Below are 20711 nucleotides of genomic sequence, written 5' to 3'. Positions count from 1 at the left end.
TGATGTAGGAGAGATGGCAGACCCCAGAAGCTTTGCTGATCTGGTGAGAAGCTGGAGCACCCAACACCCCGTCGTACTCTTGCCGGCGCGCGTGGAGACGCGCTTCGACGTGATCTCGAAAATATTGCGCATACGAATCTATCCCGACGACATTTGCGCAGACACACACGAGCCCCTGCTGACCGAAGCCGAGGCACAAGCCGGCGCGGCGTATTGGAAAGCCTTGTGGAAGTCCAGCAAAGTTGAAGACGAACAGGCGGCGTGGCGCATGCTCGTCAAGCGATTCGGCGCACAGCGCGCCGCGTGGGTCGTCCTCGAAACGCAGCCCGCCAACCTGGCGAAACGCCCGGACGGCGAGCCTGAGATTCCGCGCTTACCCACCAGGCCGCAGAGCTGGACGCGAGGCGCACAAGCGCAGGTGCTACCGAGTCGCTGGATCGCCATCGCCTATCGTCCGGGCGGCCGCCCGCCGGTGAGCGCCGAGGGCAATCCGGTTGTCCGTCCGCTTGCGCTCACGCTATCGCCCGCGGACAAGCCGCGCACGACGATCTCAGATGATCTAATGATCGCCAAGGAGATTCTCTGGACCGTTGATTACGGCGCGGCGCTGGAGGCAGGAATGGCGATGAACATGCCGCTTGATGATCGCGACCTCGCCGAAGGCTTTGAACGGTTGATCGTGATCGGGGCCGCCGGTGTCGCCCCCGAAGCCGCGCAGAGCCTCGTGGAGCAATTATTCGAGGCGCATCATTACTCGCGCGGAATCGAATTCCTCCGGCAGGGGACGCCGACCAATAACACGCAAGCCGTAGCGTCGGGCTTTCCGCCGCCGGACCCAGACGCAAACGTCAGCTTCGCGGTCGAACAACGCGGCCTCACCGTGAGCAATCACGACGGCGAGCGGTTTGTCCGAGCGCTGGGCCTGAGACCGAAGATCGTCGAGCATGTCGCCGGTGCCGACCGCGATGAGTACCGCGCCGCCAGCGCCATGTCGGGTGCGTTATGGCCGGTCACGTTCGGCAACTTCATTCGCCAGTTGATGGCTCCTGCCTTCGACAACCAGGAGTTCGAGATTGAAAGTGCGCGGGGGTATTTCATCGAACACGTCAAAGCGCGCGGCCCTTACCCGGCCTTGCGTGTGGGAGCCGTGCCCTACGGTCTGCTGCCGGTCACTTCGCTGCGCCGCTACGTCTCGTCGCAGTACGCCTTCAGCCAGTTTGAGCGCGAGCTTCCCCAGGCGCTCAACCATTTGCTGCCGGTCTGGCTCAACGGAGCAGAACGCGCGCCGCGCGTCGGACAGACGGGCGACCCTGATGCGGACTTGCTCGCCATCCTGGGAATGGAGGCAAGCACGCAAGAAGTTCGTGTGCGCAGCGCGCTCGGCCCTAGCTTCATCTTGAAGCTCTATGAGTTCATCCCCGGCGGCTGGCCGAATCTGTATCGGCAGTTGGCCGAGGCCGCCAAGATTTATGAACGACTCGGCAAAGACCCGCGGACGGACGCGAAATGGATGCGAGCGCGGGCGAACTGGTTCAGTTATCTGGCGGTTGCTGATCGCTTCGGCGGCCCGCTGGTCACCAGCAAACCGCTGTCGGAGACCGACCGCCTCGATCCGAACTACATCACCTGGATTCGCCAGGCGACGATTGAGGATTTAAGAAAACAGAACTTTGGCGCGGAGCAGCCGCCCGACGCCTTGCTTTATCTGCTGCTGCGCCACGCGACGCTGCTCGAATACGTGCGCCTGGCCTACGACTTTCTGATCGCCAACCGGAAGGCCGCCGATTACGAGCGGTACGAGCGCGAATTCTCGAACCTGTTCGACATGCCTGCCTGGAATGACATTTGGAAGTATCTCGGAACGAACTATGCCGCGCTAACCAATAACCTGTCGCTCGGAGAATATCTGCTTTCCGACAGCGCCGCGCCTCAGTTGAAAGACGCGGTCCGCAATTACCATGCTCACCTCGAAGCGCTCGAAGAACTACCGACAGCCGAGCTGGAACGGCTGTTTTCAGAAACGCTCGACGTGTGTTCGCACCGCGTTGATGCGTGGGTGACATCACTGGCCAAGAAACGCATCGCAGAGATGCGGCGCATCACGCCGGACGGTTGTCACCTCGCGGCATTCGGCTGGGTCGAGAAGCTGCGACCAGCTCCTGCGGGCGGCCTCTCCGGGGGCTACATTCATTCACCGTCAATGAACCATGCGGCGGCGGCAGCGATCCTGCGCAACGCCTACCTGACGCGCGGCGGGGCGTCACGTACAGAGTATGCGATTGACCTGTCGTCGTCGCGCGTGCGCACCGCGCGCTGGCTGCTCGACAGCGTGCGCAATGGCCAGCCGCTCGGCGCTGTGCTGGGTTATCTGTTCGAGCGCCGATTGCACGAGATAAAGAAGGAAATCTACATCGCGCCGCTGCGCAAGCTCTATCCGCTGGTGGCTGACAAAGCGTCGGTTTCCGGCGAGCCGGTCGAAGCCATCGCCGCGCGCAATGTGGTGGACGGCTTGCTATTGCGCAAGGCGTGGCGGGCCAACACCCTCCCATATGAGCGGGATGGGTTGCCGGCTAAAGACGACAAGCCGTTTCAAGCTGAACTGCAACGGCTCGACGACGCCGTTGACGCAGTGGCTGATTTGCTGACGGCTGAATCCGTCTATCAGATGGTGCGTGGAAACACGTCCGCCGGCGCGGCGACGCTCGATGCGATGGCGCAGGGGCTTCGCCCACCCGACCCGGAAATCGTGCGCACGCCCCGGAGCGGTCTTTCGCTCACTCATCGCGTTCTGCTAATCATCGGAGCAACTCCGGTCTCCTTATCAAGCAAGTGGCGTCAAACGCTCACGCCGCGGGCGGGCGCTGAACCCTGCCTGGATGCCTGGGTCGGTTCGGTGATCGGCGATCCTGAACAGGTTCGTTGTCGCGTCAGTGTTCTCGATCCGACTCCCACTGATCCGCAATACCGCCGCGAGGTCCTGGTGACATTGGCTGATCTGAATCTGCGTCCGCTGGACGTGCTCGCATTGGCCAGAACCTCGGCGGCCAGCGCTGAAGACTCCGAGCTTGACCGCCGCGTCGCGGCAGCGGCGTTGGCAGGCAGCGCGCCGTCAGACGTGCAGATCATTTACGAAGCAGCCCCGGACTGGTCGCGAACTACTCTGCGGACTTTCCCCGAAGTGCTTGAGCTTGCCGGTGCCATCAACTCAGTCATTGCCGGCGCTCGACCCTTGAAGCCTGAGGACCTCACCGCGCCCGAAAAGGGCACGGGTGGCGCGACGAATGGTGCCGATGCGGCCAGGCGGGCCAACGCCGCAGCCGATAGCTTGCGCCATCTCAGGGCTCAGTTGAACGGCGCGCTGACAGCCCCGCGCGTGAGCCTCCGCGAGCCGCTGACGGCGGCTTCCTTGTTCGGCGTACAAGGAGCGTTTCCGTCGCCCGTCACGTTGTCGCGTGAAGCGCTCGCCGCGTCAGCAACCAGCGCGCTGGCGGAGATAGATCGCCGCCTCAAGAAGGCAGGGCCTGACGCGATCAAAGCGGACGATGCGAATGCCGTGCGGCTTGCGACAGACATGCTGCAAGCGGTCTTTGGCGAAGACTTCGTCTGGCTCCCACAAATCAGCGCCCCCTCGCCCGACGAGCTGGCTAACGCAATGGCGAACAGCCCGCACACCGATCCGAAGCCGAAGGCGTTGGCCGTAGAAGAATGGTTCCAGCAAACTGCGCCCGTGCGTGCCCCGTTGGCGCGCTGGCGGAAGTTCCGTTTGTACGCCGAAGCGCTTGGCGTACCTTACAAGAATCCTGACCTCGCGCAATTGCCTTTTCGCGAAAAGGACATCGGCGCGCGCTGGATTGGGGCTTCTCTTCCTGAGTCTTCGTTTGCCGGAAAAATCTCGCTCGTGCTCTACCGCCCCGCGAAGCCTGATGCGGGAGACAGATGGGCCGGCTTGTTGATTGACGAATGGACTGAGGTTATTCCCCTGCGCGAGCAAGCCACCGCCGCCGCCTTTCACTACGACAACCCCGGAGCCGAAGCGCCACAGACCGTTCTGCTGGCGGCCCCGCCCGTATGGGATAACCCGACCCGGTTCTGGGATGCCGATACGCTGATTGATATCATCAACGAAACCTTCGACCTCGTCAGAGCGAGGGCTGTTGACGGGGAGTTATTAGACACGCTGGCGGCGTTGAGGCCGCCAATTCTGTTGGCTGATAGCTCGGTTGATCCTGAGCTGGCTCCGACAGTAGCTACGACTTTTGCCGGTAAGCTGATTTCCGATCCGGTGATCGGTTGATTTGACTTCGACTTTCTCGGAAGGGTGACCAATGCCATCCATCATTACTTACTGGAATCGCCTGGAGCCGCGTCCGCGTTCGGACGAGATTGGGCGCAGCCTTGCCGCTCAGATTCGCGACCCGCTGTGGATGCTGGCGCGACAGTGGCAGGTGGGTGAATTTCAAGGCGAAGACGCCGGGTCGCCCAAGTTCGTTCAGGTCGTCACAGAAAACGTTCCCATCAGCCACATCCGCTTCAATGCAGACGAGCCGCTGCGAGAACTCGGCGAAGCCATGCCGATTGAACGCCTTGTCGAAGCGGAGGCTTTCTCGCCGAATCTCTCGCTGCGCGTCGAGCTGGGGCAGACCTTCGAGATGATGCTGGGGCTCGAAAGCGCCGGCGCGATGATCGAAGCGTTCCGCCGGGCATACCCGCTGCCGACGGAATCGAGCCGCGACTTCCATATAGACTCCCGCGACCACGAGTCGTTACGTTTCCTCCGTTTCTGCCAGGGCCGCGCGCTCGACGGCTTCAAGCTGTATGCGGCGGCGCAGGCGGCAGGCTCGTCGCTGCCGGCCAGTCCCTCAGTCCCGGACGAGTTGAAAGACAACGTCACGCGGGCGATCAGGAGTCTTCAGGCATGGGTCGCAGAGGTCTATGGTAAGATCGCCGAAACGGATGACGCCCCCGCGTGGAAGCCCGCGCGAATCGAGTACGCCATCGAGGCGGCCGCAACCGGGCCATCCGGCGATAAGAAATCCCTTGACGGAATGGTCTTCTCCGCTTCGCCCGGCAGGGATGGTGATTTCGACTGGTTTGCGTTCGACCTGCGCGCAAGAACCGGCTCGGCGTTGCGCGAGGTCAAAGAAGAGTCTGTCTCGATGCTGCCGGCTTACGTTCAGTTCCGCGGTATGCCGAATATGCGCTGGTGGGATTTCGAGACGAACGTGACCGACTTCGGCGCGATCAGCCCGCAGAAGCGCGACCTCGCCAAGATGGCGATGATGGATTTCATGCTGATTCACGGTAACGACTGGTTCGTCGTGCCGCTCACCCAGCCGATGGGGAGCGTCTGCTGGATCAAGGAGATGGTGGTGCGTGACGTTTTCGGTATGGTGACGCGCATTGATCGCGCCGACGCCTTGCCGGTGAGCGCGCCGCGCGAGCGCTGGACGATGTTTTCGATCACCGCGCCGGACGACCTCAACAAGCTCGCTCCGGTCTTCATTATCCCGCCAAGCCCCACGACGGTCGCGCAGTTCGGCCCGGCCATCGAGGAAGTCCGGTTTTTGCGTGACGAGATGGCCGAGATGGTCTGGGCCGTCGAGCGGACGACGGAGAATGCGGCCGGCGGAACTTGGAGCGGTCACGAGCGCGACATCGCGGGCAGAGCGCCGGCACACGAATCCCCGCCTCCTCAAACACCTGCCGGAGAAGGGCAACCTGAAATCCCTCTGATCTATCGCATCGAAACGACCGTCCCTGAAAACTGGATTCCGTTTGTGCCGGTATCCATCAATCCGGCTGAAGGTGAGATACGCCTTGAGCGCGCGGCCATGTTGAGAGATGAGGAACCGGTCAAACCGTTCGGTAGAATTCTGCAACCCTCCGGCCTGCCGGTTTATCAGGTCGAAGAGGAGGAAGTGCCGCGCGCGGGTGTTCTCGTGTCGCGAGTACTTTGCCGCAGCCGCTGGATAGACGGCTCGACACATATTTGGATCGCTCGACGCAAAGGTCCGGGTGCGGGCGAAGGCTCCAGCGGCTTGCGCTACGACCTGGCGCTGCCCAATACGAAAGCCGCCGCTGATTAGCCAATTTATGGAAGAACTTAATTGTTTATCGACAGTAGGCGCAGCCTAAAGGCGGGATTGCTGATGGCCGACGAGACGCTTAACCAACCGATAGAAATCTTTTACTCTTACGCTCACCGCGATGAGCGGTTGAGAAAACGGCTGGAAGATCACCTCGCCGTCTTGCGGCGGCGGGGCCTGGTCGCCGGTTGGCACGACCGCGACATTGACGCCGGCACCGAGTGGAAAACGCAGATTGATACCCACCTGCAAACCGCGCAGATCATCCTGCTGCTGATAAGCGGCAGCTTTCTGGCATCGGATTACTGTTATGAGCTTGAGATGAAGGTCGCCTTGGAGCGCCACGACCGGCGCGAGGCCCGCGTAATCCCGATCATCCTGCGGCCATGTCTGTGGAAGGATGCGCCGTTCGCCCGGCTGCAAGTGTTACCGAGGGACGGTAAGCCGGTGACCGCATGGCCAAGCCCTGACGAAGCATTCCTGAGCGTTGCTGAAGGCATTCTCGCGGTCGTCAAGCACATGCGCGGCGAAGCTCACTGACGGTCATTTCCCCACAAGAAACTTCGTGTACGCCGAGAGCTGCTTACCCGGCTCGACGCCTTTGCCTTCGGCGGCAAAGAAAACATAGACACCAGACGGCAATGCGACTGTCGCAGGAGTAGGCGACGTCATCCTCGCGGCATTTGCTGATCCGTAAGATTCAGGAAAGTAGTAAATCGAGATGCCTTGCAGCTCCTTATCTGTTTTTACGTCGAATGCCTTAACGGTGACCTGATAACGAGCCACCTGACTACTTGACTGCTGGCTCATCGTGGGTTCAGGTTGATAAGTCACAAGCCGACTGAAAGCAGGCATGCTTCCGTAATTCTTTTCGTCCTGAAACGGGTTGGCTGCGGCGCGCGCGCCGCCGGTCACTTCCAGCCTGATGGGATAACCGCCATCTGAAGTCGGTAATAAAGCCGCCGCGTCGATGATCTGAGTGACAGATTCTCTATCGATTTTGATCGCCACTTGGAGAGGCGGCCCAGAGCGGGGTGTGACCGTCAGGGGTGCGACCGTCAAGCGATAGTTGCCATATGGCAGGTCATCTATGGCCAGCTGATTCTGCTTGGCAATGCTCACCTTCGTGAGCGTGCCCGGCATGGGCTGTGGTCCGCCCGGGGGCTGGGGTGAGGGTCTGAGGTCAACTATCACGTCGCCTTGTTGCGCCCCAACGTTTTGAAAGCGGACCAGCAGTCTGCCTCTCGCAGTATTTGACCCTGTCACTGTTGAAGCGAAGGTAGCAATTATCCCCCCGGTCTGGCCCGGACCGGCCTTCGTATCTTTGAGCTGGAAAAGAACGCCGCCTATGGGTGGGAGCTTCGGGTCGACCGTCACGTTAGCAGAGAGTCGGCACGGGCTGAGCGCGGTGACACCAACCGCGACATCGAAAATGGCGCGCGTGAGCTGGGCTCGCTCAACGGTGAGCGTCGCCTTGCTCAAATCATAATTGCATCCCTTAACCGAAATAGTGATGGGGATTCTGTCTCCCGGCTTCAATTGCGGAGGGATGGTCGAGGTAAAGACCGGCGCTGTCGGGACACGTGGGGGGATTTGCCGGGCGGTGAAAAGTTTAGTGATGGTGAAGGGAACTTGAGCGGTTAAGCCGCCTCTGCTCAATGTCAGGTTCACCATCCCAACGGGCGCATTCGGATCAATGCGCAACGAGGCCGCTATGCCGCAATCATCTGTCTTGGCATCGCTAATCGTTATGCCGCTCCCAGGCGGCACTGAGATGGATGCCGTCTTCAGGCTGTTCGCTGCGCAGGCTGTTTTGTCGTCGCCGGAGATAGTCAGTGTGACGGTGCCACCTTGCGTGCCCTGGTTGGGCATATATGAAAGCTGTGGGAATGGTTGCTCGGCGACCCGAAACGGGAACGAGCCGATGTTCGTGTCGCCCTTCTTGATTGTCAGTTCAGTTGTCCCCGTCGGCGCATCGCTTGCGATGTTGACCTGTGCGGCCATTCGACAATCTTCAGCGTCCACAGCGACGACAGTGATGCCGCTCCCAGCGGCTCCGGTCAGTGCTGCCTCATTCAGATTGTAGGTGGCGCAATCATCACCCGCCCTTGTGTTCGTGACCTCGATTGTAAGACTCTCCCCACGCGTGCCGGCTGTGGGCTGCACTGTGAAATCGGGTGGCGGGGTCTGTGGCGGCGTTGCGGTCGGGAAGGCAGACCAGCCGACTATTGAAAGCAGGCCAGCCATCAGCAGTAAGATCAGGGGTCGCACGCCACGTATAGAATGACCGCCGGGGAACAAGAGCCGCCGCAGCCGCTTCGGGAAATTTATCGCTAGCCGCTCAGGCTTCTGGCCGGATAAGAAGCTGAGGAAGACGTAGTCGCGCAGCGGGCTGTCTGTAGGCGCGGCGTTCAGGAACGCCCGCCGCGAGTGTTGATTCCTTATCTCTCGTATTCGATCTTTAATGCGGCCAAGCATCCGCCCGACCACGCCGCGCGGCGGCGCGCTCGTTTCTTCGGTCAAGGCACTGGCAAGCTCCAGGTCAAACCCTTGCGGGTTTTCGAGCGCGCTCAGCAGCAACCGGTCGAGGGCCTTGCGAATCTTCCGCTCCTGTTCGGCGGGCAGCGACATCACGAGCCCTGTGCGCAGCCATTCGGGCATCGTCCCGTGACGGAACCACGGCAGCCGCGCCAGCGCCAGAAGCCGCTGATTGAATCCCTCATGGTCGGTGAGCTGCTGCCCTAGAAAGAGCGTGATTCCCCATTGCACGCGCGGGTACAGCGCGCAGGCCGCCAGCCAGTAATAGCCTTCGAGGCCGAGATAATACTGCAACTCGACGCGCAGCATCTCAGCCTCTTGTGTGGGCGGCATCTCGTCTTCCACCCAGCGGTCGGGGTCTGACCGGAGCGTTTCAGGATACAGCAAGGGCGAGCCGCTGCCTTTAACCCGCGGCGCTCTGCCCGTCTGTAGAACTCTGACAAAGCTGACGATGCCCTCCTCGGTCGCCGGCAAGATCGTAAAGCCCAGCTCTTCGAGGGCGCTCTCTCTGCTGTCCCACTCGTCAGGCGGCAGGTGCATAAACAGCGCACGCTCAGGCCAGGCCGCGAACAGGTCGAGCCAGGACTGCGGCCGCTGCGTCAGCGGGTGGATCAAGTGCGCTCCGTCGCTAAAGATCAATAGCCCGTGGTTCGGGTGCAGAGCCTCCAGCGTCTCTAATCTCAAAGCCGGCGAGCCGGGGGCCTGCCGGCAGATGCGCGGGTCGCCGTTGAAGTAGTACCGAGTCAGGATAACATCATAGTCGCTCAACTGCTTGATCAGCTCATCATCGAGCAGCGCCTGGTGGTCGGACTGGCTGGCGCGGTCTGTGAGTACGAGGTATTCGGGCAGCGCCCGCCGCGGCGTGTAGATTGGTGTGAACCAGCCGGCTCTGCGGGTTGTCTCAAAGATGGTCGCCTCAACGGCCAACTCGCGCACAGAGGTCAGCCGGTGCCTGCGTAGTTGCTGGGCCGCCGCACGCAAAGCCGTTCGGTTGAAGAAGCGCTCGGCCAGGCCTTTGACGCGTAGCTGTTCCAGCGGCGGCGTGCGCCTGGTGTAGTTCCGTTTGAGTTGCAGGCGGCGTATCGCCCCCCAGAGCATGACGCCGGCGATGAATAAACAGGGCAAGGCGGTGGCGGCGATTCGGCGGTAGAGGCGGTTGCTTGTAAGCGTCGATAGCGGCGTGTCCGGTCGCTTCAGGATCAGTAGACCTTCGGGCCTCAGGCTGATCGTCGAAGGGCCCGGGCTAGCGCGAGGAATGGGAGCCAGCACCGGGCTAGGAGCAGAGCCGGAAGGCTTCCGAGAATTCCCGCGCGCCCATGTGCCGACGGAGGTTGAGAGCCGTTCGAGGTGATTGAAACGGCCGGTCACAGCCGCGCCGCCGGGGATAAGCTGCGCTTTCGGAGAAAATGGAAAGGGGCTCCATCTGACGAGCAACAACACAGCCGCAAGGGCCAGCACCGCGCTCACCCCGATACCGACCTTCAAGATCAGGGCGCGCCGATTGCGGGCCGCGACGGGCGCGGGGGGCGCTGTCGGTTCGGCGGGTCGTGACGGCGTGAGCCTGGAGGCGCGGGGGCCTTGCCAGGAATCAACCCAATCGGAAAATGCCTCGTAGAAACCTTCTTGATCTTCCGGTGAGCTGCACAGGATCGGCGCGAGCCAGGGGGCCAGAGCCTTGGGGTCGTCCGGCCATTCGCCGCTGTCGAACAGGTGCAGAAGCAAACGGTGGACGGCGATGTACTGACCTATGCCGATGCTGTAATCACGGCGGCGTAGTTGATCTAGAAAACCGGCCAGGGTCTCGAAGCTGCGAACCCGGTCGCTCGTTATCTTTTCTGTCTCAGCCATTGTTGCAACAGCGGGGCCGACTTGGCCTGGTCATCCGGGCCTTTGACCATGATGTTGAGGCTCGCCCTCATCAACTCCTCGTACTGGCGCAGGGGCTTATCGACCTGCGCTCCGCGGTCGCGCAAAAAGAGCAGCCAGGCCAGCAGCTCCGCGGTTGCCGGCTTCTTGGTCAGCCCGGCGCTGGCCTCACGCAGCCGGTAGAAGAAGTCCAGGGCGTCGGCCAGTAAGGGCGAATGCCCGGCTTTGAAGTCCGCGATGCGGGCCGCGACAATCTCTTGCAGGCGAGTCGTCTTCGAGTCAGGGAACGGAATGTGATAATAAACACAGCGGCGCAGGAAGGCGTCGGGCAGTTGCTTTTCCGAATTGCTGGTGATGATGACGATGGGCTGCATGCCGGCCTGGGCCTTGAACTCGACGTTGCCCAGCTCCGTGACTTTGAAATACATCGCCTCGATCTCGTTGAGGATGTCATTGGGAAAATCGCGCGGCGCTTTGTCGATCTCGTCGATCAACACAACCGAGCGGCCCCTGTGGCCGAGCACGAACCCTTCGGGCAACCAGGCTGAGAGGTCGGCGATGCCGCAGGCTCGCAGGATGGCGACGCCGAGCGCGTTGTAGGTCAGATAGTCTTTACTGTTCTTGCTGCCGATCTGCGACTGCGCGGCGTGGAAGCGGGCCAGCGAGTCATAGGTATAGAACAGGTCGCGGGCCGTGCTCGTAGATTTGGTAACGAAGATCAGGGGGCGGTGGTTGCCGTCCTGCTTACTGCCCATCGTGCCGGCGACGCTATTGGCGAGCTGTGTTTTGCCCGTGCCCGGCTCGCCGGTCAGAAGCAGCGGCTGGCCGAGGACCAATGCCGCGTTGACGGCGGCCAGTAGCCCGGGGTCGGGCGTGTAGCCGGTCGGCTCCTCCATCCCGGCTCGCGGCGATCCAGGCAAATTATCCAGGTAGTTCTTGCCATCCGTGTTTCGTGGCTCGCCGGTGTAATAAGGGAATGTCATATGCCATCATCTCCTGCAACGGTAGGTCTCCAGTAAGGTGTCCAGCTTGGCGGCGAGCAACTTCATCGGCTTAACCGTCTCCGCGGATTCATAAATCTCTTCGCAAATGTACTCCTCGCCCCCTTCCGTGTCGCAGAACTCTGCCGGATGCTGGTCGCAAAAGCCCTCGAAGTTGATTCCTTCGCGCACCCAGTTGAGGGCCTCGCCGCGTGGGACGGGCGCAAGCTCTGGCAGCTTGAGGACGGTCACGCCCGGATAGAGCGACAGGTCGAGGCCGGCGATAAACTGCCGCGCCTGCTCCTTTCTGGCCGCCCATTCCGGGCTGCGCATGTTGTGCTTGAGGAGCAAGCAAGCGATCAGTTGCGAAGTCGGCGGCAGCGGCGACAGGCGATCCCAGAAGCGCAGAAAGGTGCGGATGACTTCGGGCGCGTTGGCGTCCCACAGCTCTGTGTCGAGCGACGAGTAAATGAAGACTGGCGCGCCCGACCGGGCGATCTCTTCACTGATCTGCTCGCGGGACAGGTAACGGCTGTAGGTCAGTTTTTCGGCGAGGTCCCTCTGGAAGTCCTCCAGGCAGTCTTCGGCCTTCGACACCGCGGTGGGCAGCTTCATATAATAGCTGCGGATGGCGCGTCGAGCGTCGGCGCGCAGGAACCTGCGCAGCGAGAACTCCTGTAGCCGGCGCTTATACATGCTGACGCACTCCTGGTCATCGCCCTGCACAATGCCGACCAGTGGCTTGCGCGGGCGCGGCGTGGCGTCGGTGCCTTCTTCCACGAACCACTTCTTTATCTCGTCTTCCAGGGTCTTGTCCTGAGCGGCGCGGTCGCAGAGAAAAGGAAGCAGGTTGTCAGACTGCCGCGCCCGGTTGTCTTTGGCCCGCTTAATGATGGTGCCGATTTCTTCCGAGCTGTCGAGGTCAATATCGCCGGCGACGGCGCGAACCGCCTCGCCGTTGTGCAGACGTTCGATCACCTTACAGATAACCTTCACCACGAAGACGAAGGCTTCATTGCGGTCGCTCCACTTGCTGACCGCTTTGGGCTCATTGATCGACTTGGGGTCGCGCGGCAGGATCACCAGACTCTCAAGGTCTTCTTCTTCCTTCCATACGAAGGGCCTGAGAAAGATGGGGATCACGCAAGCCTCGCCGGCGCGGTGCCGCCCGACGGCCTGCTTCATCTCCGCCCCGCAGTCCCTGGAGGCGAAGAAGTCGGCGCTGATGAGCGGCACGATGATATCGGCGCTGTTCAAGTTGTCGTCGATCATCCTATCCTTCTCGTCGCCCGCCAGGCCCTTGCTCTCGCTCCACTCACTGATGAAGCCTTTCCGGCTCAATACCCCCATGTGCGCCTCAAGCTCTTGCAAGAGCTTACTGTCTTTCGGATGATTTATATAAAATACTCTGATAATCCGAGGCATGGCGGTTTGCTTCCTTTGAGAGATGAATGGGCAATCAGTATATCTTGAGTCAAGTCACCGAACAAGACCGTGTCTAGCCCCCCTCGCGCCGCAGTTGGTGTTGACGATGGCATCCTAGGCAGGGTCTATTCATTCTCCGGACTTGAACCGCCAAGACGCCAGGACCGCCAAGAGAACACAGAGCTTTTCTTGGCGGTCTTGGCGTCTTGGCGGTTTATATCCCCATGGTTATTCGAGAATGAATAGGCCCTGGCATCCTAGGGCAGGCGCTTGTTTCGCGGGGCGAGTTTCACGATAATTAATCAGCGCACATTTCTAATGAACAGGCTGACTCTATGCAATCACGTTCATGGCTGAGGCTGCCACCGCTCAAGCTGCACACGCGGACGACCATCGTCACATCGGCGGTGCTGGTCGCGATCTTCGCCATCATGGCGTACTTCTCTGACCTTGCCATCACGCGGCTGAGCGACCAGCAGGAACGGCAACAGGCGCAACTGCTGGCCACCCGCGTCGCCGACACGGTCGAGCTGCACATCAAGCGTTTGAAGCGCCGCGAAGAGCGCCGCAAAGGCAAGACCCGCACCTTTGAAGAGTCTGAATCAACCACCATCCCCGATTGGGACGAAGTCCGCGAAGCCATCGAAGACACCATCGTCAAAGACAACCCGCACCTTGCCGAAGTGCGCGTCTTTGCCAGGGCGAATGCCAATGAGTGGGTCGAGAAGGTGACTTTTCCGGTCGAAGCCGATCCGTTGCCGGCCCGCCAGATGCAGGATGCCGTCCAGCACATCGATAACGCCAACGTCGTCGTTGGCCAGCAGGGCACGTCTCGCATCATCACGGCGCGGTCGGCGATCCACGTCCCCGAAAGCACCGGCCTGACGCAGATCGGCGCGGTCAGCGTGCGGCTGAATTTCGATGAGACGCAAAGCTCGGCGGCGTCGCTGCGTCGCTTGATCTGGCCGTTGATGCTGCTGGCGATTATCGCCATCACCTTAATGACTTACTTCCTTTTCCGCCACATCGTCTATAAGCCGATTGACAGCCTGTTGCTAGCGATGTCGAAAGCCGAGGCCGGCAACCTGGCCGCTGAAGTCGCGCCGCAAGCGCCAGACGAAATCGGCCTGCTCACTTCGCGCTTCAACCGCATGCTCGGGCGCATACGGCAGATGACCGAGCAACTGAGCCTTGAACAGCGCGCCTTAGAAGGCCGCGTCAAAGAGGCGACCGCCGAGATTGCCGAGCGCAAAGAGCAGCTCGAAGAGGCCAACCGGCAACTCTTCGAGATGCAGCGGCAGTTGACCCAGCTCGAACGCCTGGCCGCCGCCGGTCAACTGGCGGCGCAGTTCGCCCACGAAGTCGGCACGCCGCTCAACCTGATCTCAGGCCACGTTCAGTTATTGCGCGCCCGCGCCACCGATGAGCGCGCCATCAAGCGGCTGGACATCATCGCCGGGCAGATCGAGCGCATCACTAACATCGTCCGCTCGATGCTCGCCTCGACGCGCCGACCGCAGCCACAGTTCGAGCTGGTAGACATCAACGCCTTGCTGACGCGCATCCTCGACGCGACGCAGCCGACGCTCTTTGCGCGCAATGTCGAGTTGATCACAGAGCTGGGCGAAGATTTGCCGGCGGTCGCCGCCGACGCAGATCAGTTACAGCAGGTCTTCATCAACCTGATCAATAACAGCCTCGACGCCATGCCCGAAGGCGGTCAGTTGCAGGCGCGCGCGCTGCGCGATGGCGCGAGCGCGTTGATCGAAGTCGCAGACAGCGGCGAAGGCATTCGCGACGAGCAGCTCGATTTGATCTTCGAGCCGATGTTCACCACCAAGCAGGGGCTGGGCACGGGCCTTGGCCTCACGGTCGTCAAGCAGATCATCACCGAGCATCAGGGCAGCGTCGAGGTCGAAAGCGAGCCGGGCCGCCGCACGACATTTCGCATACGCCTGCCGCTAGCCGCTGCCGGCGCGCGAGCCGCTCCATCTGCCGGCGATGCGCCGCTTCTTCCCACCGTCGCGGCCGCCGCAGAAGAATAGGCAATCGAGCAATGAAAAAGATTCTCGTCATCGACGACGACCTGGAGACCTGTAACTTTCTCGCGGAGATTTTTTCCGAAGAGGGCTGGCAGGTGGCGTCGAGCCAGTCGGCAGAAGCGGCGCTTGCCGCCGTCGAGCGTCAGCCTTTCGACTTGATCGTCAGCGACATCAATCTCGGCGGGCGCATGAATGGCGTGCAGCTTCTCAAGGAATTCAAGAAGATGGCGCCGGCATCCGAGGTGATTCTCATCAGCGGCTTCGGCACGCTCGAAACCGCCGTTGAAGCGGTGCGCGAGGGCGCTTTTGATTACGTCAGCAAGCCATTCAATGTCAATGCCGTCATCGCCACGGCGCGGCGCGCGCTTCAAGGGCGTGCCGCCGAAGCCCCGGCGGCGGTCTTGTTAAAGGAGTACAGCGAAGCGTCGGGCCTTGTCGGACATAGCCCGCCGATGATCGAGCTTTATAAAGAGATTGCCCTGGTTGCGCCCAGTCGCTCGACCGTCTTAATCACCGGCGAATCGGGTGTCGGCAAAGAGCTGGTGGCGCGCGCCCTACATCGCAACAGCGGGCGGGCCGCCGCGCCCTTTGTCGCCATCAACTGCGGCGCGATTACCGAAACCTTGCTCGAAGCCGAGCTCTTCGGCCATGTCAAAGGCAGCTTCACCGGCGCGGTCGCCGACAAGCGCGGCATGTTTGAGGAGGCAGCGGGCGGCACCATCCTGCTCGACGAGATTGGCGAGACCAGCCTGGCGCTTCAAGTGAAATTGTTACGCGTATTACAAGAGAGCGAGATTCGCCGCGTCGGCAGCCCGCGCGCCGTCCGTGTTGACGTGCGCGTCGTCGCCGCCACGAACCGCGACCTTGAGCGCGAAGTGAAAGAGGGCCGCTTCCGCGAAGACCTATTTTATCGCTTGAGCGTCGTCACCCTCAGAGTGCCGCCGCTCAGAGAGCGGCTTGAAGATTTGTCATTGCTTGCGGCGCACGCGCTCAAGCAGGCGCGGCGCGCAGGGGCGCGGGCGACGACGATTTCTGAAGAAGCGCTGGCCATCTTGCATCAGTACGACTGGCCGGGCAATGTGCGCGAGCTGGAGAACACCATCGAGCATGCGGCGCTGTACGCGCGCGGCTCGGTCATCACGCCCGATGATTGGCCGGAAAAGATTCGTCGCCACACACGCAGCCAGGAGACGACAGGCAGGACGCAGGCGCTTTTCACAGACCTGCCGACGCTTGAAGAGTTAGAGCGCCGCTACCTGCTCCACGTCCTGCAAGCGGTTGGCGGCAGCCGCACCCGTGCCGCCGAAGTTCTGGCCATTGATCGCCGCACGCTCTATCGCATGGCCGAACGCTATGGCATCAACTTGAAAGAGCCCGGCGAATAATCGCCAGTTCTGTACGCTCCAACATAAAACCTGAAATTGAAGGCCGAAGCGTTCACCCACAACGCCGATGGAACGGGCTCGCTTACTGCCCGGAAGCTTGCCCGTATCCATCGGCGCGGCTTGCGCCCTGCCATCCTCAATTGGCGAGATCGTCAGCCGTAAGGATCTGCACGCCGTTGGGCTGGAGGCCGCTGATCGGGGGGAACGTCGGCGTGCTGAGCCTGCGGCGCTCGCCCTCCGGGTGCTCCAGCGTGTAGGCTTCGACCCAGCAGTTGATGCCCTCGCCGCGCACTACCCTTGCTTCCACAGTGAGCTGCCCGTCCGCCCCGCGCACAATCGAGAGCAGGCCGCCGTGGCGGTCAAGGCCGAGCTGTTCGGCCTGACTGACGAGCGCCAGCATGTGCCTGTCGGATTGCTCGCGTATCTGCGAGGTCGTGTCCTCCGGAAACGGCGAGTAATAGTCGGCCAGCGTGCCATCGGGGCGGAAGGTGAGAATGCCTTCATTGTCAAACAACATCCCGTCGCTGACGCGCCTGACCTGCATACGGACAATCGTCTGCCCGAAGCGCGCGTCGCGCGTCACGCTTTGCAGCCGTAGCCCGTAGATGGGGGGGATGCCGAGTAGGTCCAGGTTCGCTTGCACCAGCTTGTCGATGTTTTTGTCCGAAGCGTGTCTAGGGAGCCGCAGGTCGAGCACCGCCGCCTCGTGCGCCATCCACTCACTGACCGAGTTGGCGTCAAATATCTCGCGCTTGATGAACTCGGCGACAAACCAGTTCTGGTAGCGACCGCCGTAGAGTTCTTTGTCCACCTTGAGGTAGGCCTTGCCGACATCCTCCAGCGACGGGTGGTTCTCAGGCGTGTAGTCGGTCGTGTGCGTCAGGAAGATGCCCATGATCTCTCCCGCCTGCGTGAGCGCCTGACGCTCACCAAGCCCCAGCCGGCTCTTCAGGTCGTCATAGATGAGCGTGAATACCTTGTAGACGGCACCCGTCAGCACTTCTGAGCGGTCGTGCACCTCGTCCTCAGTGTCGGAGACTTTTTTATCGTTGAAGGCCTCGCGTATGCCTGTGCCCTTGCCGATCAGGGCGGCGAATGCCTCGCAAAACCGGGTCAGCGAGTTCGACGTGTTCAGATTACCGTTGGTCTCGGCCAGCACGGCGCGCACGCGCCGCGGGTCGCGGAGCGAGGTCCACATCGCCGTCTGATCCGCGAAAGATTCTCCCCAGGTATCAAATTTGTGACCGAAGCCATTCGGCTTGAGCGTGTGGTGCACGGAGTGTCCGCACTCGTGCCCGGCGATCTCCCACGAGGTGGCGGTCTCGAACATCTTGACCTGCGTTTCGCCGGGCAGGCGGTAGGGTACGACGCCAAAGAATACCATCTTCGCCGAGGGGCTATAGAGCGCGTTGAAGTCAACGAAGACCTGGCTCTCGATTTGGAGGACGCCATTCTGGCCCCAGGGGAGGTCGCGCCCGGCCCAGAACTCTGTGGCCTCTCTGACCGCGTTGCTCGCCGCGAATGCGGTCGTGATCCCCTGACGCAGGTCGCGCGGCTTCCACACCTGCAATCCATCCCTGAGCACGACCTTGCCATCCGCATCGCGCTCTACCTCATGGATGGGGAAGCGCGCTTCGTCGGCAAAGTTGAAATTGCCTTTCTCGTTCGAGCGCCCATCCTTCGGCCACGGGTTCAAGGCGAACCGCTTGAAGGTGCCCGGGTTCAATTCGTCCGAACGGTCTTCGCGATAAATGAAATCCTCATTGATCATGCTGACCCGGTCACCGGCCAAGAATGGTTTTCCATTTTCGTCCTTACCGATTCTCGATGCCTCTATGCGCCTGAGGTCCGACTCCTTGACGAACGGGTCATCCATGTACGACGAGATTTTGATGGTAGAGCCTTCGGCGGCCGACGTCTGCGCCTGCCAGACGGGCAGGCTCGTCAGCGCCATTGTCAGTATCATTAATTTGCAAACGATCAAACGCTTCGACATTGTAAATCTCCTTCTCGTTTTCATCATCTTCTCCATTGGCGAACGCGATTCGGTCGCCCATTCCAACGCCGATCCGTTTTTCACCCAATGGGGGTGAAAGATCGGCAAACGTCAAACCGTGACTCTGGCAGGGACCGAAAGCGGGGGCCGCCAGTCCCTGATAAAAATTTGCGAGCCTGCGCCCTTCAGCTCCGACGAATCCTTCAGCGGTACTGCGCCACGTCACGCGCCGGAGGTCAGAAGGTCAGCACAAAGAGGTTAGAGCGTAAGTCGCCATTCAGAACTTGCAAGCGATTAGGGCCGGCGCGGAGATTAAAATGGTCCGGGCTGCCCTTGATCTTCAACTTCCTGGCATCGGGGCTCGGGCTGATCGACACAACCCGCCCGTTGATCTCGATCAGCACCTGGCCGGCGAACCCCGCCCCTTTGATGACCAGCTTGCTTCCGTTATAGGAGGCACTCGACAGGGTCGGGCCGCCGATGTCGCCGCCGCTGAAGTCCGCCGTTTGGGCGACGCTGTGATTGTCCCGGCGGTCGATCAAAGTAAGCGAAGCCACCACCGCGGCGGGGAACGCACTCAGGTTGCTAACCTTCAGCGTGAAGTCGACCGCCGTCGCACTGCCGAAGCTGACGGCAAACGGTTGCGTATGGCCGACGACCTGTCCGGCGCCATCCAGCAAATTCACTTGCGCCTGGGTCATGTCGCCGTCGGGGTCGGCAGCCGCTCCCGTTAGCATCAGCTCATCGCCTTTCAACTCCGCCCGCAGGCGGTTGATCGCCGGGACGCTATTGCCGCCGCCGCTACCGCCGCCGGTAGTGACCGCCGCCTTCACGTTGAAGCTGGCCGCGCCGGGTCCGAAGTTGACGATGGCGATGTAATAGGTCCCGGCGCGAAGCGGGGGAGAACTCGACGGCGTGATAGCGATTGTCTCGACACCGGTCGGCGAGTTGGAAACGTGGTCCGCCACCGGCTGCGACGAGGCGACCGCGATGCGCTGGCCGAATCGCACGTAGAGATCGACGTCTTGATTGCCACTGAGATCGATGGTCAACTGGCTGGCGCCGGCGGGAGCCTGCACGCTGTACTGCGTCTCGCCGAGCAGGGCTGACCCGGGGCTCGGCGCCGCAATCGAGCCGGGGCGCGCGACGCCCGGCGTCAAAGCAATCGTCTCATCTTCCGACGCGCTGACCTCGTAGCCCATGGCGTCGAGAGCTAATAGATCGTTATCGGTGATGGTCTTGCGCTGGCCGCGTGAAAGGGTCGGGTCCATGATGCCGATGTACTGGCCGGTCAACTCGTCATCTTTCCAGTGGCTCGCCTGCCGGCCATCCCCGCCGCTCGCGTCGGGCCGCCCGGTCGATAGCGCCAGCTCCTGCCCGCCGGCGAAGAAAACCTGCGCGCCGCCGGAAGACTGTATGCGCAGGGCGCTCGGAAATGTGGCCGAGGTTACACCCGGGCGAAAGCGGAGCAGGTCGAGCACCGACAGCGAGAGGCGGTCGCGCGGGTCCAATTCCAGCGAGCCGGCATTGGATATGAAGCCCAGGGCGTGTCCCATCTCATGGACGGCGACGGCGTCAAAATCGACCGCGCCCGGAGTGATGCCATCGCCGGGGTCGAAGTCGAACTGAAACGCCGAGTTGAAGCCAATCGACGGCGGCGGGCCTAAAGTAGCCGTCTCGCTCGCCGGGTCGGCGACGGGGGCGATGAGACCGAGGGCGCGGAAGATGGCCGACGGCGCCTCGACTGCCGCCGTCGTGCCGAGGTCAGTGGCAACCGTCCCGACAGGCAGCGCATTATAGAGGGCCGATTCTTTCGGGCTCGAAGCCTGTGCAATCAGGCGGCTGCGTAGCGTCGGGTAGAAGGTATTACTGCCGATTGGTTGCGCGAAGGTTGACCCCAGTAGATTGGGGTCGGGATAGGGCACGCCGAAACGGGTCGGCCCATAATCGACGTCGATGATCAGAGTGATCGGATTGCGAATGACCGCCTCCCATGTCTGCGCCGCCCGCAGGAAGGCGTTCTTCGCCTGCGGGAATGTTTCGAGTTGTGGCGTGCCCCGCAGGATGATTTTCAGCCCGGCGTCCTGCTCGCCCAGGCCGTCCTCACGGACTGGCGAGATGACGTGAAGCGATTCAATCAGATCGCGTCCCGCCAAAGCCTTTGCTTCCTCGGGCGTGGCGTCGCGGCAAGTGGCGCCGTCTTCGGTCCCTTCGATAACGAAGTTGCCGCTTGGGGACGCGGCCAGAGGGTGAGCATCTATACCGCTCGCGGGATCATCGCTTTGCGCCGAGCGCGCCCGTGCCGGGTTCGCCCCAGCCGGGACGAGCGACAGGACGAGCAATATCGTCACTGCAAAGCTAATCGTTTGTAGATTCTTCTTGAGCATGTCTTC

At 61.6% G+C, this 20711-nt stretch carries 11 protein-coding genes; 6 read left to right on the top strand and 5 right to left on the bottom strand.

The window, feature by feature from the left end; all coding sequences use genetic code 11:
• Window positions 1–13 precede the first annotated feature (13 nt).
• From VJ464_06955 to VJ464_06945, 3 genes are all read left to right on the top strand, one after another.
• Entirely contained in the window at window positions 14–4294 is a 4281-nt protein-coding gene (locus tag VJ464_06955) for a hypothetical protein (GenBank protein ID HKQ04852.1), read from the top strand.
• A gap of 31 nt (window positions 4295–4325) precedes the next feature.
• Complete coding sequence (locus VJ464_06950; GenBank protein ID HKQ04851.1) at window positions 4326–6086, top strand: hypothetical protein; 1761 nt, start codon at window positions 4326–4328, stop codon at window positions 6084–6086.
• Window positions 6087–6149: 63 nt separating this feature from the next.
• Window positions 6150–6626, top strand: a complete 477-nt coding sequence (locus VJ464_06945) for a toll/interleukin-1 receptor domain-containing protein (GenBank protein HKQ04850.1) — start codon at window positions 6150–6152, stop codon at window positions 6624–6626.
• Between the two features lie 3 nt (window positions 6627–6629).
• On the opposite strand, the gene VJ464_06940 is transcribed toward VJ464_06945, so the two are convergent.
• From VJ464_06940 to VJ464_06930, 3 genes are read right to left on the bottom strand one after another with little or no spacing between them, the layout of a single operon-like run.
• Window positions 6630–10472, bottom strand: a complete 3843-nt coding sequence (locus VJ464_06940) for a hypothetical protein (GenBank protein ID HKQ04849.1) — start codon at window positions 10470–10472, stop codon at window positions 6630–6632.
• A complete protein-coding gene (locus VJ464_06935; GenBank protein ID HKQ04848.1) occupies window positions 10451–11473 on the bottom strand; it encodes a MoxR family ATPase in 1023 nt (340 codons plus the stop codon). Before VJ464_06935 ends, VJ464_06940 begins: the two co-directional genes overlap by 22 nt.
• A 6-nt stretch (window positions 11474–11479) precedes the next feature.
• Window positions 11480–12895 carry a toll/interleukin-1 receptor domain-containing protein gene (locus VJ464_06930; GenBank protein ID HKQ04847.1) on the bottom strand — a complete coding sequence of 472 codons (1416 nt, stop codon included), beginning with the start codon at window positions 12893–12895 and terminating at the stop codon, window positions 11480–11482.
• 335 nt (window positions 12896–13230) lie between these two features.
• Here VJ464_06930 and VJ464_06925 point away from each other — a divergent pair, with 335 nt between their 5' ends.
• Window positions 13231–14940, top strand: coding sequence for an ATP-binding protein (locus tag VJ464_06925; GenBank protein ID HKQ04846.1), 1710 nt, complete (start codon window positions 13231–13233; stop codon window positions 14938–14940).
• An 11-nt stretch (window positions 14941–14951) separates the two neighbouring features.
• Window positions 14952–16322, top strand: a complete 1371-nt coding sequence (locus VJ464_06920; GenBank protein ID HKQ04845.1) for a sigma-54 dependent transcriptional regulator — start codon at window positions 14952–14954, stop codon at window positions 16320–16322.
• A 136-nt stretch (window positions 16323–16458) separates the two neighbouring features.
• On the opposite strand, the gene VJ464_06915 is transcribed toward VJ464_06920, so the two are convergent.
• Window positions 16459–18093: a hypothetical protein gene (locus VJ464_06915; protein HKQ04844.1), complete on the bottom strand. Its 1635-nt coding sequence runs from the start codon at window positions 18091–18093 to the stop codon at window positions 16459–16461.
• Between VJ464_06915 and VJ464_06910 the strand changes: the two genes are divergently transcribed.
• Window positions 18086–18415, top strand: a complete 330-nt coding sequence (locus VJ464_06910; GenBank protein ID HKQ04843.1) for a hypothetical protein — start codon at window positions 18086–18088, stop codon at window positions 18413–18415. The two genes, VJ464_06915 and VJ464_06910, sit on opposite strands and share 8 nt — an antisense overlap.
• A gap of 139 nt (window positions 18416–18554) precedes the next feature.
• Here the strand turns inward: VJ464_06910 and VJ464_06905 are convergent, their stop codons facing one another.
• A complete protein-coding gene (locus VJ464_06905; GenBank protein HKQ04842.1) occupies window positions 18555–20705 on the bottom strand; it encodes an NF038122 family metalloprotease in 2151 nt (716 codons plus the stop codon).
• Window positions 20706–20711 lie beyond the last annotated feature (6 nt).

The sequence above is a fragment of the Blastocatellia bacterium genome, from assembly GCA_035275065.1.
Classification (GTDB): Bacteria; Acidobacteriota; Blastocatellia; order UBA7656; family UBA7656; genus DATENM01.
This window is presented reverse-complemented; position numbering and strand designations above follow the sequence as displayed.

What these genes read in the sequence shown, in the direction of transcription:
- VJ464_06955 (HKQ04852.1), top strand. Translation starts at nt 14, where the DNA reads ATGGCAGACCCCAGAAGCTTTGCTGATCTGGTGAGAAGCTGGAGCACC.
- VJ464_06950 (HKQ04851.1), top strand. Translation starts at nt 4,326, where the DNA reads ATGCCATCCATCATTACTTACTGGAATCGCCTGGAGCCGCGTCCGCGT.
- VJ464_06945 (HKQ04850.1), top strand. Translation starts at nt 6,150, where the DNA reads ATGGCCGACGAGACGCTTAACCAACCGATAGAAATCTTTTACTCTTAC.
- VJ464_06940 (HKQ04849.1), bottom strand. Translation starts at nt 10,472, where the DNA reads ATGGCTGAGACAGAAAAGATAACGAGCGACCGGGTTCGCAGCTTCGAG.
- VJ464_06935 (HKQ04848.1), bottom strand. Translation starts at nt 11,473, where the DNA reads ATGACATTCCCTTATTACACCGGCGAGCCACGAAACACGGATGGCAAG.
- VJ464_06930 (HKQ04847.1), bottom strand. Translation starts at nt 12,895, where the DNA reads ATGCCTCGGATTATCAGAGTATTTTATATAAATCATCCGAAAGACAGT.
- VJ464_06925 (HKQ04846.1), top strand. Translation starts at nt 13,231, where the DNA reads ATGCAATCACGTTCATGGCTGAGGCTGCCACCGCTCAAGCTGCACACG.
- VJ464_06920 (HKQ04845.1), top strand. Translation starts at nt 14,952, where the DNA reads ATGAAAAAGATTCTCGTCATCGACGACGACCTGGAGACCTGTAACTTT.
- VJ464_06915 (HKQ04844.1), bottom strand. Translation starts at nt 18,093, where the DNA reads ATGATCAATGAGGATTTCATTTATCGCGAAGACCGTTCGGACGAATTG.
- VJ464_06905 (HKQ04842.1), bottom strand. Translation starts at nt 20,705, where the DNA reads ATGCTCAAGAAGAATCTACAAACGATTAGCTTTGCAGTGACGATATTG.